The sequence below is a fragment of the Salibacter halophilus genome, assembly GCF_008806325.1.
GTDB lineage: Bacteria > Bacteroidota > Bacteroidia > Flavobacteriales_G > Salibacteraceae > Salibacter > Salibacter halophilus.
Map to the genome: position 1 here is coordinate 1 of NZ_WACR01000008.1, position 14,008 is coordinate 14,008.

At 41.0% G+C, this 14,008-nt stretch carries 13 protein-coding genes; 10 read left to right on the top strand and 3 right to left on the bottom strand.

What is annotated here, in order from left to right:
* Positions 1 to 1,589: T9SS type A sorting domain-containing protein (locus F3059_RS09740; protein ID WP_151168700.1), on the top strand; the 1,589-nt coding region annotated here is incomplete at its 5' end.
* A 103-nt stretch (positions 1,590 to 1,692) separates the two neighbouring features.
* Entirely contained in the window at positions 1,693 to 2,445 is a 753-nt protein-coding gene (locus tag F3059_RS09745; RefSeq protein WP_151168702.1) for a glycosyltransferase family 2 protein, read from the top strand.
* Here F3059_RS09745 and F3059_RS09750 read toward each other — a convergent pair.
* Entirely contained in the window at positions 2,426 to 3,451 is a 1,026-nt protein-coding gene (locus F3059_RS09750; RefSeq protein ID WP_151168704.1) for a glycosyltransferase family 9 protein, read from the bottom strand. The two genes, F3059_RS09745 and F3059_RS09750, sit on opposite strands and share 20 nt — an antisense overlap.
* A 54-nt stretch (positions 3,452 to 3,505) precedes the next feature.
* Entirely contained in the window at positions 3,506 to 4,609 is a 1,104-nt protein-coding gene (locus tag F3059_RS09755; protein ID WP_223274593.1) for a putative type IX sorting system protein PorV2, read from the bottom strand.
* Between the two features lie 68 nt (positions 4,610 to 4,677).
* Between F3059_RS09755 and F3059_RS09760 the strand changes: the two genes are divergently transcribed.
* The 8 genes from F3059_RS09760 (at position 4,678) to F3059_RS09795 (ending at position 10,438) form a co-directional block, all read left to right on the top strand.
* Complete coding sequence (locus tag F3059_RS09760) at positions 4,678 to 5,667, top strand: cation diffusion facilitator family transporter (protein WP_151168706.1); 990 nt, start codon at positions 4,678 to 4,680, stop codon at positions 5,665 to 5,667.
* A gap of 12 nt (positions 5,668 to 5,679) precedes the next feature.
* Positions 5,680 to 6,048: a hypothetical protein gene (locus F3059_RS09765; protein ID WP_151168708.1), complete on the top strand. Its 369-nt coding sequence runs from the start codon at positions 5,680 to 5,682 to the stop codon at positions 6,046 to 6,048.
* A gap of 6 nt (positions 6,049 to 6,054) precedes the next feature.
* A complete protein-coding gene (locus tag F3059_RS09770) occupies positions 6,055 to 6,441 on the top strand; it encodes an OB-fold protein (protein WP_151168710.1) in 387 nt (128 codons plus the stop codon).
* A gap of 3 nt (positions 6,442 to 6,444) precedes the next feature.
* A complete protein-coding gene (locus tag F3059_RS09775; RefSeq protein ID WP_151168712.1) occupies positions 6,445 to 6,990 on the top strand; it encodes a YceI family protein in 546 nt (181 codons plus the stop codon).
* On the top strand, positions 6,987 to 7,895 hold the full coding sequence (locus F3059_RS09780; protein ID WP_151168714.1) for a DUF5777 family beta-barrel protein: 909 nt from the start codon (positions 6,987 to 6,989) through the stop codon (positions 7,893 to 7,895). Before F3059_RS09775 ends, F3059_RS09780 begins: the two co-directional genes overlap by 4 nt.
* 36 nt (positions 7,896 to 7,931) lie before the next feature.
* Positions 7,932 to 8,804 carry a CDP-alcohol phosphatidyltransferase family protein gene (locus tag F3059_RS09785; protein WP_151168716.1) on the top strand — a complete coding sequence of 291 codons (873 nt, stop codon included), beginning with the start codon at positions 7,932 to 7,934 and terminating at the stop codon, positions 8,802 to 8,804.
* Between the two features lie 54 nt (positions 8,805 to 8,858).
* Positions 8,859 to 9,119: a phosphoribosylformylglycinamidine synthase subunit PurS gene (purS, locus tag F3059_RS09790; protein ID WP_151168718.1), complete on the top strand. Its 261-nt coding sequence runs from the start codon at positions 8,859 to 8,861 to the stop codon at positions 9,117 to 9,119.
* A 203-nt stretch (positions 9,120 to 9,322) separates the two neighbouring features.
* On the top strand, positions 9,323 to 10,438 hold the full coding sequence (locus F3059_RS09795; protein ID WP_151168720.1) for a hypothetical protein: 1,116 nt from the start codon (positions 9,323 to 9,325) through the stop codon (positions 10,436 to 10,438).
* 20 nt (positions 10,439 to 10,458) lie between these two features.
* On the opposite strand, the gene secA is transcribed toward F3059_RS09795, so the two are convergent.
* On the bottom strand, positions 10,459 to 13,854 hold the full coding sequence (gene secA / locus F3059_RS09800; protein ID WP_151168722.1) for a preprotein translocase subunit SecA: 3,396 nt from the start codon (positions 13,852 to 13,854) through the stop codon (positions 10,459 to 10,461).
* Positions 13,855 to 14,008 lie beyond the last annotated feature (154 nt).

A 14,008-nucleotide genomic window follows, 5' to 3' on the forward strand; every position in this document is an offset into this window, starting at 1 on the left:
TTGATGTTTGTATAAGTTCAAACTCAATAACACTAACAGGTGGAACACCAACTGGCGGAACATATTCCGGCCCCGGAGTATCAGGAACTCAATTCGACCCATCAGTAGCAGGAGTCGGAACGCATGTGATTACCTATTCTGTAACAAACAGTAACGGATGTACTGATTCCGACACAACAAGTATTACAGTAAATCCATTGCCAACTGTTTCCTTCACTTCACCGGGCACATTCTGTGAAAGCGATGCAGCTATCACCCTAACAGGAGGCTCACCGACTGGCGGAACGTATTCCGGCACCGGAGTAACAGGAGGTCAATTCGATCCATCAGCAGCCGGAACGGGAACCTACAGTCTGGTTTATACCTATTCAGATCCTAATGGCTGTAGTGATACAGCAATGACAACGGTGACTGTAAACCCAACCCCACAGGTTACACTACCATCATTAACCGACAGATGTATCGATGCCGGAGTTGTAACACTTCCAGCAGGCTCACCATCAGGCGGGACGTATTCCGGCCCGGGAGTAACAGGAAATCAGTTTGATCCATCCGTAGCCGGAGTTGGCACACACAATATTGTTTACTCATTCACTAGCACAAATGGCTGCACGGGATCAGACACCCAACAGGTTGAAGTGAATCCATTGCCGACAGTGAATTTAGATTTAGACACCTCACTTTGTGAGTCGGCTGATACGCTTTTACTTTCAGGAGGTACTCCTCAGGGAGGAGTTTTCAGCGGAAATGGAGTTACTGGAAACACATTCAATATCTCACAAGCCGGGTTAGGAACTACAGTTGTTCAGTATGAGTTTACTGACTCCAATGGCTGCTTGAACAGTGATAGCGGAACGGTAGAGGTTCTGAGTAATCCGTCTGTTTCGTTGGGATCTGACATTGATATTTGTGAGGGATTACAGGATACACTTGTAGCAACTGGTGCTTCGACTTATACCTGGTCTACAGGCTCACAGACAAACTCAATTATTGTTTCTCCAATGAATGACACTTCATACAGTGTAGTAGGAGAAGGGTCAAACGGCTGTTTGGGATCAGACACAATAGATGTGACAGTACTGGAGAGTCCGCAAGTTGAATTGAATGAAATAGACACAGTTTGTGCTGATACGGTATTTAGCATTGACGCAGGATCTGGCTACAGTTCTTACTTGTGGAATAATGGTGAAACCACACAGTCTATTGATGTAGGTCCTTTTGTTCAGGATACGGGATATTCTTATGTAGTAGTCGTTCAAAATAGTGCTGGATGTTCAGGAATTGATACAGTATCATTTGCGGTTATAGATTGTGATCCGAGCGGAATTATAACGGAGGATCCACGCTCAGTAAGGTTGTATCCAAATCCGAGTAATGGAGTATTCACAGTGGAATCTGAAGACTGGTATGGAGATGCAAAAGTTGAAGTGATATCTTCTACAGGCGTACTCGTACACAAGTCGAATATCAGTGATCAGTCTTACTGGAAAAAGAGGTTTGATTTGAGTGAAGCGAGTAATGGTGTTTACTTCTTTACGATCAAAACACCAACTAAAGTATTCCAAAAAAGAATCATTATCAATCGATAACCTGATGAATAGATTTTGATAGAAAAGCTCACCAATTTGGTGGGCTTTTCTTTTAAATGAGATTATTCACTTAATCGTATATATTTGCGGCAAACTCGAACCGATGGTCAACAACAAAAAGGTCGTAGTTGTAATGCCTGCATACAACGCTTCAAGGACCCTTGAAAAAACCTACAATGAAATCCCACGGGATCTTGTCGATGAAGTAATTCTGGTTGATGATAAAAGCCAGGATAATACTTCTGAGTTGGCAAAAAAGTTAGGTATCGATCACATCATCACTCATCAAAAAAACAAGGGGTACGGAGGAAACCAAAAGTCCTGCTACAATAAAGCCCTCGAAATTGGAGCTGATATTGTTATCATGGTTCATCCCGATTATCAATACACGCCCAAGTTGATTCCTTCAATGTGCTACATCATTGCAAATGACCTTTATCAGGTTGTGTTGGGATCACGTATTTTGGGAAAAGGAGCTCTAAAAGGTGGAATGCCCATTTACAAATACATTGCGAATAGAATTTTGACTTTGACGCAAAACCTGTTGATGAATCAAAAGTTGTCAGAATATCACACAGGCTACAGAGCATTCTCAAGAGAAGTACTTGAAAGCATCGATTTTGATGTGAATTCTGATGATTTCGTTTTTGATAACCAAATGCTTGCTCAAATTTGCTTTGCCGGTTTTGAAATTGCTGAGGTAACATGCCCAACAAAATACTTTGAAGAAGCTTCGTCAATCAATTTTAAAAGATCATCAGTTTACGGGCTGGGAGTTATCTGGACGTCATTAGCCTATCGTATCCAAAAAATAGGATTGACAAAATTCAAGATTTTCAGGCGCCCGGTTCGGTAGTTTTGGTCAGATCCAGAGCTTCCTCAACAGCTTGTTTCACTTCGTTAACATCGATTTTTTCCATTCCCTTAAATGGTGGTTTGTACCACTTTCTATCTCCCAGCTTGGAGTATGGACGATCCCGGTAATCTTTTGGTTCAATGATTTTTGATCCTTTCCCGGGCATGTATGGATACATTCCAAATTCAGGCACTGTGGCACCCCAAATTGAAATAACAGGCTTTTTAAATGCTGCTGCGATGTGCATCAAACCGGTGTCGTGAGAAATGACCACTTCAGCTTGATTGACTAAACTCGCTGATTCGTTGAGGCTCAACTCACCACAGGTGTTTTTAACTTCATGGTCAGATCCCTGCTCAATTAACTTTCCCGTTTCGTAGTCCTCAGGGCCACCTAGAAGAATGACGGGTAGAGGCAGTGCATTACAAATTTCAATAATCTTTGTAGCTGGCATTACTTTGCCTACATGCTGGCCGCCAATAGCAATAGCTACATATTGCTTTGAGAATGGCTCTGACAGTGATGATTTATCGAGAAATTCATCTTTTGGGATGAAATAATCCAGTCCTTTATTGTCGTTCTCAATTCCAAAAGCTTTTGTCGTGTCCATGTAGCGATCAACGATGTGCTTTTTGGGCATCAGGTTGATCTTGAAATTTACATAGAGCCATTTTTCTATGTTGTGCTTCTTGAAAGTGAATGCCAGGGTGCCGATTAATCTTTTAACCTGAGCTGATCGAAGGTTGTTGTGCAAGTCAAAAATGTAGTCGTACCCTTCATTTTGAAGCTTTTCAGCTACTTCGCTAACTTTTTTTTCGATGTAAATTACTTCATCGAGATAAGGGTTGGTTTTGACAATTGGTTTGAATTGTTCTTTTGTAATGAGATGTACTTCGTTGTTTCCTTCATTGAGTTGTTGTTTGACACAACGAATGACAGGAGTCGTGAGCACGATGTCGCCAATGGAGCTAAACCTGATGATTAATACCCTTACTTTCGGATTCATACGACTCGATAAAAAGTTGGCGCGAAGCTAATAATTCTGGCTCTGACCATTAGCTTACTCGTGAATATGGAACTTGAGGGAAAAGACGTTTGAATAGAGCAAGCCAGAAGTAGAGCCTACATCAGTGAGTGCGTAATCAATTGCTAAATCTCCAAGACCGAGAATGTTGCGCAAATAAAGACCAACTCCCAGGTTTGGCTGAAAAGTAGTTTCCTTGTAGTTCCCAACTTCTGCTTTTACACGTTGAAAATTGCCTACACCGCCACGCAAGTAAATGAGTTTGTCGTAGCTAACTTCGAGTCCAAAATGCGGATCAACACTCACAGGATCTGACTGAATAACCGTTTGGCGTTGGCCATCAAAAGTGATGTCGGCATTGAGCTCAGGGAGCAGTCTGAATTTTTCGTTTCCAAAATAGATTTTGTAGCCACCCCCTACGATTAGTCGAGGTGGAGTAATTTCAAGATCGTTTTGTGGTAGTTCGTTATCAGTTTGTAGAAAGACTTCTTTGGTTCGGTCGTCAAGACTGTAGCTCCAGGCGTTGAAAGTGGAAGTTACGTCTCTTGCAGCAGCACCTAACAGCCAGTTGTTTTTTTCATATTTAACGCCAAGATCGATTCCAAACCCCCAGGCCTCAGCAAAATCTCCAATTTGGCGATGAATGATTTTTGCGCTTCCGCCTGCTGATAGACCTTCAACTTTGAGCTTTTTAGCGAAGGAAATAAGCGCTGCGTAATCAGCAGCAGAAAACTTTTCAATTCGGTTGTAATCGGGCTGACCTGTATTTGGGTCGATAAGGTTGACGGTGTTTTGAATATCGTCAACGCCAAACCGAATGAGTGATATGCCTATTACACCAGATTCAATTGGAATTGCTGCTGCTCCGTAATCGAAGTTGGCAATGCCCGCAAAATATTCAGAGTGCATTAATGACCCCTGAACTTTACCGGTTACGCCTGTCAATCCGGCCGGATTCCAGTATGCTGAATGCACATCATTACTCGATGCCACAACAGAGTTTGACATGCCAAGTGCTCGAGCTCCCACACCAATACTGAGGAATTCATTACTGTATTTTCTCGTTTCCTGAGCAAAATAAGAATTAGTAAACCCCATTAATGAGAAAAGAAATAGATATTTTAGAATGATATTATTCATTTTGCAGGCGAGCAAATTTAACTGAATAACTCATTTAGCTTAAAAAAATTGCCTTAATTGTAACTGAAGTGCGAGAAAAGAAGAATTTACATATTCAGGTAATTGTTTTATTGGTCGGAACCGGGCTTATGATGATCAAGTTTGGTGCCTGGTGGATCAGTAATTCAAATGCGATATTGACCGATGCTGCTGAAAGCATTGTCAATGTAGTAGCAGCTGCACTGGGTGTGTATGCACTTTACCTGTCCTCGCTTCCGCGCGACAAAAACCATCCTTATGGTCATGGGAAAGCTGAATTTTTATCAGCCGGTGTTGAGGGTAGTTTGGTTCTGACCGCGGGAGTCATAATGATTGTGAAATCAGTTTACGGGTTTACTGAAGAGCGTGAACTAGGAGCAATTGATTATGGCTTGTACATTGTGATTTTTGCTGGAGTTGTCAATCTGGTTATGGGGCTAATTCTCAAAAAGCGCGGTAAAAAAGTAAATTCATTAGCACTTGAATCGAGTGGGAATCATTTGCTCAGTGATGTGTATTCAACAATTGGGTTAGTAGCAGGGTTGATTTTACTCTACTTTTTTCCATACACATGGATTGATAACGCTCTCGCCATACTCTTTGGTGGAATAATCGCATTTAGTGGATTAAAAATAGTAAGAAAATCTGTTGCAGGTATCATGGATGAAGTAGATGAACAACTTATTAACGAGCTTGTTCGTCATTTAAATAAGCATCGCAAGCCGGAGTGGATCGACATTCATAATTTTAGAGTAGTGAAATACGGTCCCAAACTACACATCGATTCGCATCTTACACTACCTTACTATTTTGATGTGGAAAGAATGCACGATGAGGTTGAGCAGGTGAATAAGGTGGTGAATGATTTTGCAGGAGAAAAAGTAGAGATGTTTATCCATGTTGACCCCTGCATTGAGGAAGCTTGCGCTTATTGTTTGATGGAGGATTGCCCGGTTCGTAAACATGCTTTAAAAGAGAAAATAGACTGGAATTATTCCAACGTTATAAAAAACCAAAAACACGCCTACCAAAAATCTTAAACAGTGAAGAGAATGAACAAGTTAATCGCGATTTTATGTCTTTTGGGAATTGTGTTTTTAATCGACTCGTGTGAATACAATAATGAAGAGGAGCTCTATCCAGAAAATGAATCCTCAACAAATTGCGATACAACTTCAATTACTTATGCCTCAGGAATAGAAACGATTATTTTGGATAATTGTGCTCTTTCTGGTTGTCATGATGGAAGTTCTGGCTTGCCGGCAATAAACAACTACACTTCAGTGAAAAAATATGTTGATAATGGTTTGCTGGAACAGCGTGTTCTCGTTCAAAAAGATATGCCACCATCCGGCCCGCTTTCAACTTGCAATCAGCAAAAAATAAGAAGTTGGCTTATGGATGGAGCGCCACAAAATTAAAGAGCTATGAAAAAAATTTTATTCGCATTAGTTATTGCCGTGCTCGTTGTTGCGGCTTACGGGATTTACCAGTGGAACAAACCACACCGCGATGTTCAGGGTGAAGAAACTAAACTTATCTTGTCATCAGATTCGCTTCAAATGCTCTACGGTCAGAACCCGGATAGCGCGAACAAGATGTTCCTCGATCAGGCTGTTGTCGTGAAAGGTGAGGTTCAATCAATAGAAGGCGATAGCACAACCACTGTTTTATTGCCTGGAGCAGCTTGTAGCATGGAAGTTGATAAGCTATCAGTGAAAAAAGGAGATAAAGTAAAGATTAAAGGAATCTGCACCGGTTATGATGACCTTTTTCAGGAGGTCAGAATTGACAGAGGTGTACTAATTCAATAAACTATGAAACAGCTATTAATTATTGCTTTTACTGTATTGTCAACAGTGGCCTACAGTCAAAAATACTTCACGAGAAGTGGCGAGATCAGTTTTTACAGTTCAACTCCGGTTGAAGATATTGAAGCCCATTCAAATTCAGCATCGAGTATTTTTGATGCAAAAACAGGAGCGGCTGAGTTTTCTGTCCCTATGAAGTCCTTTCAGTTTGAAAAAGCACTCATGCAGGAGCATTTCAACGAAAACTATGTAGAGAGTGACGAATTTCCAAAAGGAACATTTAAGGGAAAGTTCACAAACATTGAAAACGTAGATTTCTCTAAAAAGGGTGAATATCCGGTAAATGTTGAAGGTGAACTCACTATTCACGGGGTTACAAAAGAAATTAAAACATCAGGTTACTTCATTATTGATAATGGAATTAAAGGTGAAGCCCAGTTTACTGTGAGTCCTTCAGATTTTGATATCGAAATTCCTGATGTGGTGCGCGATAAAATCGCCAAAGTGATTAAGATCAAAGTATCCATGAATTACAAAGAATTCAAGCGATGAAGAATAGTTTAAAACTCTCCCTCGCAACGCTGCTGCTATTTTCTGGCAATCTTCTCTTTTCTCAAAATGACACGAGTATGCTTTCCATGCTCGATCCTGAAGAAGAAACTGTTTATGTAGGGTCAACTTATAAATCTACCCGAATTGTCAATTCACATTCTCTAAAGACAACCCCAAAAGGTGTTCTCGACTTTCGAATAGCACACCGTTTCGGATTTGTAAATACCGGAATTTACGAGATGTTTGGATTGGATCAGGCTACGATTCGCTTAGGATTTGATTACGGTATTACAGATTGGTTGATGGTTGGTGTTGGAAGAAGCTCGTTTGATAAAACATATGATGGCTTTGTCAGAGCCAAAATACTTCGACAGTCAACAGGAGCTAAAGAAATGCCTATTTCACTTCAATATTTAGCAACAACCGAAGTAAACACACTAAAGTGGGAAAACCCAGATCGTGACAACCTTTTTTCCTCCCGATTGGCTTACACTCATCAATTGATCATCGGTCGTAAATTTTCAAAATCGCTCACCTTGCAGTTGATGCCAACACTTGTTCATCGGAACCTGGTCGAAAATAAAGACCTGAGTAACGATGTGCTCGCACTTGGTGGCGGAGGTCGCGTGAAGATCACGAACCGTGTGGCAATTACCGGTGAGTATTATTACGTATTACCTGATCAAATCCAGGATACTTATGAAAATTCTATTGCAATTGGAGTAGACATTGAAACTGGCGGACACGTTTTCCAACTTCATGTTACCAACTCAACTCCAATGGTTGAAAATGGATTCGTTACTCAAACTACAGGAAATCCTTTTGATGGAGACATTCATTTTGGGTTCAATATTTCCAGAGTCTTTACACTCGTAAAACCAAAATCATTCAGAAAATCCAAATAAGCTGGCAGGCAGAATGATTCAGCTATATTTGCAGCTATGAATTGGAGAGCTGCTATACCAAATTCACTAACACTGAGTAACCTTGTTTGCGGTTGCCTCGGGATCATCGCTGCATTTGAAGCTGAAATGTTGTGGAGTACCGCATTTATCTTTTTAGCAGCAATCTTTGACTTTTTTGACGGCATGGTAGCTCGTCTTCTCAAAGTGAGTGGCGAGTTGGGAAAACAGCTCGATTCACTTGCCGATGCTGTCACATTTGGTGTTTTGCCGGGCATTCTACTCTACCAGTGGATCAGTATCGGATTTGGAGATTACTTCACACCATTCTTCGAGCGACCACTCGATCATCAAATCCTGGAAGGACTCGGCTTACTTGTTGCTGTTTTCTCGGTTCTGAGGTTAGCTATTTTCAACATTGATGAGCGCCAATCTGATGTGTTTATAGGAGTTCCAACTCCTGCTAATGCAATTTTGATCAGTTCATTTTCCATCATCATGGCTACCCAATACGGACTCAATTTTTATAACCCACTCGATACCGATGAAGCAATGAGCGCTTTGGTTCAGCTTCATTACTGGTGGCAACCATATGATTTTCACCTGATTTTGCTTTTATGGAATCCCTGGTTTCACATTGTACTCGCAATTGTGAGTAGTATTTTGCTCGTAGCACCTTTTCCGCTTCTCAATTTCAAATTCAAAAACCTCAAGTGGGAGGGGCCCAATAAAGCACGCATTATCTTTATCGGGTTGGTGTTTCTGGCTCTGATCATGACCTGGTTGCCTTATCAAAGTTGGTTTCGGGTTCCATATTATCCCTATTTTGATTACACCATCATTCCCATTATTATACTTTTGTACATTATTTACTCGCTGATCGTACATCTCGTAAACAGAGCAAGGAAATAGCATTGCTCTTTGATAAGAGACTTGTAATCAGTTTAATAATTAAAATTTAAGGACATGAAATTTCAGGCTTCAATTGATGTAATGCCACATAAAGTTATTTTAGACCCACAAGGGAAAGCTGTTTTGAGTGGTCTAAAAAACCTGGGTTTGAATAAGATGGATAACGTTCGTGTTGGAAAGCACATCACGCTTGAGGTAGAAGCTGATTCAAAGGCTGAGGCAGAAGAAAAAACGACTGAGGCTTGTGAAAAGCTATTGGCGAACAAAATCATGGAATATTACGAATTTGAAGTTACTGAACTTCAGGAAGCTTAATGTTTTCTTTTTGGTCAGAGCCCCCATTCAGCTGAACCTCTGCAGCTCCTTTAAATTGATTGTTTCATTGCATGATTGATGGGGCCAAATCAGGCCTAAGCACAATTTGTTGGTGACCATCATTTGGCAGTTTCGAGCATACGATTTATTTTGCTTTCAATTTAGTAAGGAGCACACCCATGTGCCAGCCCTAACAAAAGGATATGCAAAAAGCACTATTTGAAAAAGGATCATTTCAGTTGAAACTTTCAACTGAAGAAGTCCCAACTGACTTACAGCGTTTAATAGACAGTACTGTTCTTGGAACTAAAGGCCTTATCTATCGTCATGGCAGAGTTGGTGATCGCCTCAAATTCATGCATCATCCTTACCACCTGAGCCTGTACCGTGGTGAAAAAATGCTTGGAAATCTTTCATTGGCTCATTATGATACAAAAATGAGCTTTGGTATGGCCAATGCTTATTACATCCGGTATTTCGCTTTTGATAAAATCTTTAAAACGTCCTCACAGGAAAAGAAGAAACGTTCAAGCGATAATGTATTTCGCAGGATTATTGCGAATATCATGACAAGGCACCCTTCTGAACACGGGATAAATTATAACGAAACAACTGAAGCTCCGGCTTATCATTACGCATACATAGAGCCTGATAATATGCGCTCATTGCACCATGCAATGGGTTTTGATTTTGAAACATCCCGCAAATTTGAGACAATCCCTTTTTCAAGAATTAAACCAAAAAAAACGGTTGACTTTGAAGAGGTTTTGGATAAAAAATCTCGCAGTGAGGTGAAAGAACTACTTAGCGAGTTTTATTCAGGTCACAATGGTGTACATTTTGAATATCTTTTTCATCATGACAACTACTTTGTGGTTCGTGATAATGATGGGAAAATAATTGCAGGTTGCCAGGTTAATGACTGTATGTTCCACGTAGAAAATGTTGGTTCACCAATGTTTCAGGCAATTACTCGCGGACTCAAAATTACAGGTCTCGACAAAGCTGTTCTCGATATCGAAAACCTCCGTTTTCTCAGCTTTGACCATGTTTATACAACTCCGGGAAACGAGAAAGTTCTCATCAAATTAATGGAGAGTTTGCTGGCTATATTCAAACTGAAATTTTCTCTACTCTGGTTTGATAGTGAAGATCCAACTCTTAAAATGCTCGTCAATTCCGGAAAACTAGGTTGGGTGAGTAAAGTGTATAAAGCGAGTCCAAATAACATTGTTACGCATAGTATAACACTCGATGAGAAACAAAAAGAGGCGCTCAGCGAGCGCCCCTGGTTCATTGCAACTTTTGACATGACCTAATTCAATCAGGTCGAGTTGCGTTATTCCTTAATTCTCCACTGTCCGCCTTTCAAGAGCGGTTCAGCTTGTTTGTATTTCACTTCTTTTTCTTCACCTGTAGTGAGGTTGAGAACCGTTACTTTATCATTACGCCCGTAAGTCTTTTCAGATTTAGCAGGCTGAGGTTTCGGTTGCTCTTTGTTTTGTGAAGGATCGTGATATTGCGGTCCTGATGATTGAGAAGGAAGCTCTTCTTTTTGTGTTTGAAGTTCAGGTTGTTTTTGCTTTTCCTGAACGCGGTTTCCTTCCTGTACAGGAGCATCCTCAGCTTGTGGTAAAGTAGCTTTCATCAGGAATGAGATCACTTCACGACTCACTTTTTGCATGATCTGCTTGAACAATTCAAAAGACTCAAACTTGTAAATCAATAGAGGATCTTTCTGTTCGTAAACAGCATTTTGAACTGATTGACGCAATTCGTCCATCTCGCGTAAGTGATCTTTCCAGTTGAGATCGATCATCGCGAGGGTCACCGATTTTTCCAGCGCATCAACTAATTCAGCACCTTCAGAGTTGTAACTCTTTTCCAAATCAGCAACTACCTGAAGCGATTTTCTGCCATCAGTAAATGGTACAGCTATTGTTTTGAAGTTAGCTTTTGGATCTTCGTGAACGCGTTTAACTACTGGGTAAACGATTTTGCTCATCTCCTCAGTCCGTTTTTGATAGTTGGCTACCGCTTTTTCAACGATATGATCAACAATATCTTTTGGCTGTTTTTTGATGAACTCATCTTCACTGATCGGGCTTTCAATATGCAGCGAACTGATCAATTCAAGATTGAAACCATCAAAATCTTTAGTCGCATGATAATCGTAAACAATTGCTTCAACCAACTCAACCATTGAATTGGCGATATCGAGTTTGAGTCGTTCACCGTAAAGCGCGTGTTTCCTGCGATCGTAGATCACTTCACGCTGTTGGTTCATTACATCATCGTATTCGAGAAGCTTTTTACGAATACCAAAGTTGTTTTCTTCAACTTTCTTTTGAGCACGCTCAATAGAGTTTGAAATCATGCGGTGCTGAATCACTTCTCCATCCTGGTGCCCGAGTCTGTCCATCAATTTAGCGATACGGTCAGATCCGAATAAACGCATCAAATTATCTTCGAGCGAAACAAAGAACTGAGATGAACCCGGATCACCTTGCCTACCGGCCCTACCGCGCAACTGGCGGTCAACACGCCTTGATTCGTGACGTTCCGTACCAACAATTGCCAAACCACCGGCCTCTTTTGTCTCTTTTGTCAATTTGATATCAGTACCACGACCCGCCATATTTGTAGCGATCGTTACTGTTTTTGGTTCACCGGCATTCTTGACAACTTCAGCCTCAGACTGGTGTTTTTTCGCGTTCAGAACCTGGTGCTCGATTTTGCGCATTTTCAACATGCGGCTGAGAAGCTCAGATACTTCCACGCTTGTGGTTCCGACCAAAATTGGTCTTCCTTCTTCTCTCAACCGAACAACTTCATCGATAACTGCATTGAATTTTTCTCTTGCAGTTTTATAGACAAGATCCTGCTTGTCATCGCGAACAACCGGTTTGTTCGTTGGTATCACGACAACATCGAGTTTGTAGATTTCCCAAAACTCGCCAGCTTCTGTCTCAGCAGTACCGGTCATACCCGCAAGCTTATTGTACATGCGGAAGTAATTTTGAAGCGTAATAGTGGCGTAAGTTTGAGTAGCGTCCTCAATTTTCACCTGTTCCTTAGCTTCAATCGCCTGGTGTAAACCGTCAGAGTATCTTCGGCCATCCATGATACGGCCTGTTTGTTCATCAACGATTTTCACCTGGTTATCCATCACTACGTATTCCACGTCTTTTTCAAACATGCAATACGCCTTGAGAAGTTTATCTACTGTGTGAACGCGTTCAGTTTTTACTGAAAAATCGTTCATCAATTCTTCTTTTTCCTGAACTTTTTCTTCATTCGGTTTTTCTGATTTCTCAATTTGAGAGAGCTCAGTCGCAATATCCGGCAGAATGAAAAAGTCTTTGTCGTCAGTGTTTGATGTTACCAGGTCGATTCCTTTTTCAGTGAGCTCAACCGAGTTTTGTTTTTCATCGATCACGAAGAAAAGTTCGTTATCGACAAAAGGCATTTCTTTTCCCTGATCTTGCAGGTAGTGATTCTCAACTTTTAACAGTTGCTGACGCATTCCGGGTTCGCTGAGGAACTTGATGAGCGCCTTGTTTTTCGGTAACCCACGATAGGCTCTGAACAGAGATAAACCGCCTTCCTGGCGCATTTTACCGGCAGCCTTTTTATCCTCAGTAGTTTCAGCCTCACTCAACTTCTTTTTAGCTTCAGTGAGCAGGTTGTTCACGAGTTTACGTTGTTCACCAACCAGTTTCTCAACTTTTGGTTTGAGCTCGTCAAACATGTGCTGATCACCTTTTGGCGTTGGCCCAGAAATGATGAGTGGAGTTCTGGCTTCATCGATCAGAACCGAGTCAACCTCATCGACAATGGCGTAGTTTGGTTTGCGCTGAACGAGATCCTCTGGCGAGTTGGCCATATTGTCACGCAGGTAATCAAAGCCGAATTCGTTATTGGTACCGTATGTGATATCTGCCTGGTAAGCTTTTCTTCTCTCTTCAGAATTTGGTTGATGCCTATCGACACAATCGATTGATAAACCGTGGAACTCATAAATTGGTCCCATCCATTCGGCATCCCTTCGAGCGAGGTAGTCGTTCACCGTTACGAGGTGTACGCCACGACCAGATAGTGCATTCAGGTAAACAGGAAGTGTTGCCACAAGGGTTTTACCTTCACCCGTTTGCATCTCTGCAATTTTACCCTGGTGCATAACGATACCACCAATAAGCTGAACTTCGTAGTGGACCATGTCCCAGGTTACTTTGTTGCCTGCTGCATCCCAACTGTTATTCCAAATAGCTTTATCTCCGCTTATTTGGATAGAGTCACGATTTTGGGCGAGCTCCTGATCAAATTCGCTGGCGGTAACTTCAATTGTTTCGTTTTCCTTGAATCGTCTTGCCGTTTCTCTTAAAACTGCAAAGGCATCGGGTAAAATTTTATTGAGAACATCATCGATTTTTTTCGTGATATCCTCTTCAATTTTATCGATCTCGTTGTAGATGTCTTCTTTGTCGAGGATATCTACTTCGTCAGATTCTGCTTTTTCTTTGAGTTCAGCAATGCGGTTATTTTCTTCCTTTATTTCTTCTTCAATGATGTTTTTAAACTCAGTGGTCTTGGCTCTGAGTTCATCATTGCTCAGGCTATCCAGTTTAGAATATGCCTCTTCAACCTTATTGACGATGGGGGCAATGGTCTTAATATCCTTTTCACTTTTCGTTCCAAAGATCTTCTGTATAGCCTTAGTGACCGTTTCTAACATATCGTGTATTAATTATCAGTATTTTGAATAGTTAAGTGGTTTAGGTGAAAAATGGCCCACAAAGTTAAGGTTATTCATCTGTTTATATTTAATTTTTAGATGGTCAGATGCAGGAAGTGTGAATAAATTTTGGGCCAAAACAAAAAAAGCCGTT

Bases quoted from the DNA above. Each gene is read 5' to 3' on its own strand.
- F3059_RS09745 (WP_151168702.1), top strand. From the start codon at position 1,693: ATGGTCAACAACAAAAAGGTCGTAGTTGTAATGCCTGCATACAACGCT.
- F3059_RS09750 (WP_151168704.1), bottom strand. From the start codon at position 3,451: ATGAATCCGAAAGTAAGGGTATTAATCATCAGGTTTAGCTCCATTGGC.
- F3059_RS09755 (WP_223274593.1), bottom strand. From the start codon at position 4,609: ATGAATAATATCATTCTAAAATATCTATTTCTTTTCTCATTAATGGGG.
- F3059_RS09765 (WP_151168708.1), top strand. From the start codon at position 5,680: ATGAACAAGTTAATCGCGATTTTATGTCTTTTGGGAATTGTGTTTTTA.
- F3059_RS09770 (WP_151168710.1), top strand. From the start codon at position 6,055: ATGAAAAAAATTTTATTCGCATTAGTTATTGCCGTGCTCGTTGTTGCG.
- F3059_RS09775 (WP_151168712.1), top strand. From the start codon at position 6,445: ATGAAACAGCTATTAATTATTGCTTTTACTGTATTGTCAACAGTGGCC.
- F3059_RS09780 (WP_151168714.1), top strand. From the start codon at position 6,987: ATGAAGAATAGTTTAAAACTCTCCCTCGCAACGCTGCTGCTATTTTCT.
- F3059_RS09785 (WP_151168716.1), top strand. From the start codon at position 7,932: ATGAATTGGAGAGCTGCTATACCAAATTCACTAACACTGAGTAACCTT.
- purS (WP_151168718.1), top strand. From the start codon at position 8,859: ATGAAATTTCAGGCTTCAATTGATGTAATGCCACATAAAGTTATTTTA.
- F3059_RS09795 (WP_151168720.1), top strand. From the start codon at position 9,323: ATGCAAAAAGCACTATTTGAAAAAGGATCATTTCAGTTGAAACTTTCA.
- secA (WP_151168722.1), bottom strand. From the start codon at position 13,854: ATGTTAGAAACGGTCACTAAGGCTATACAGAAGATCTTTGGAACGAAA.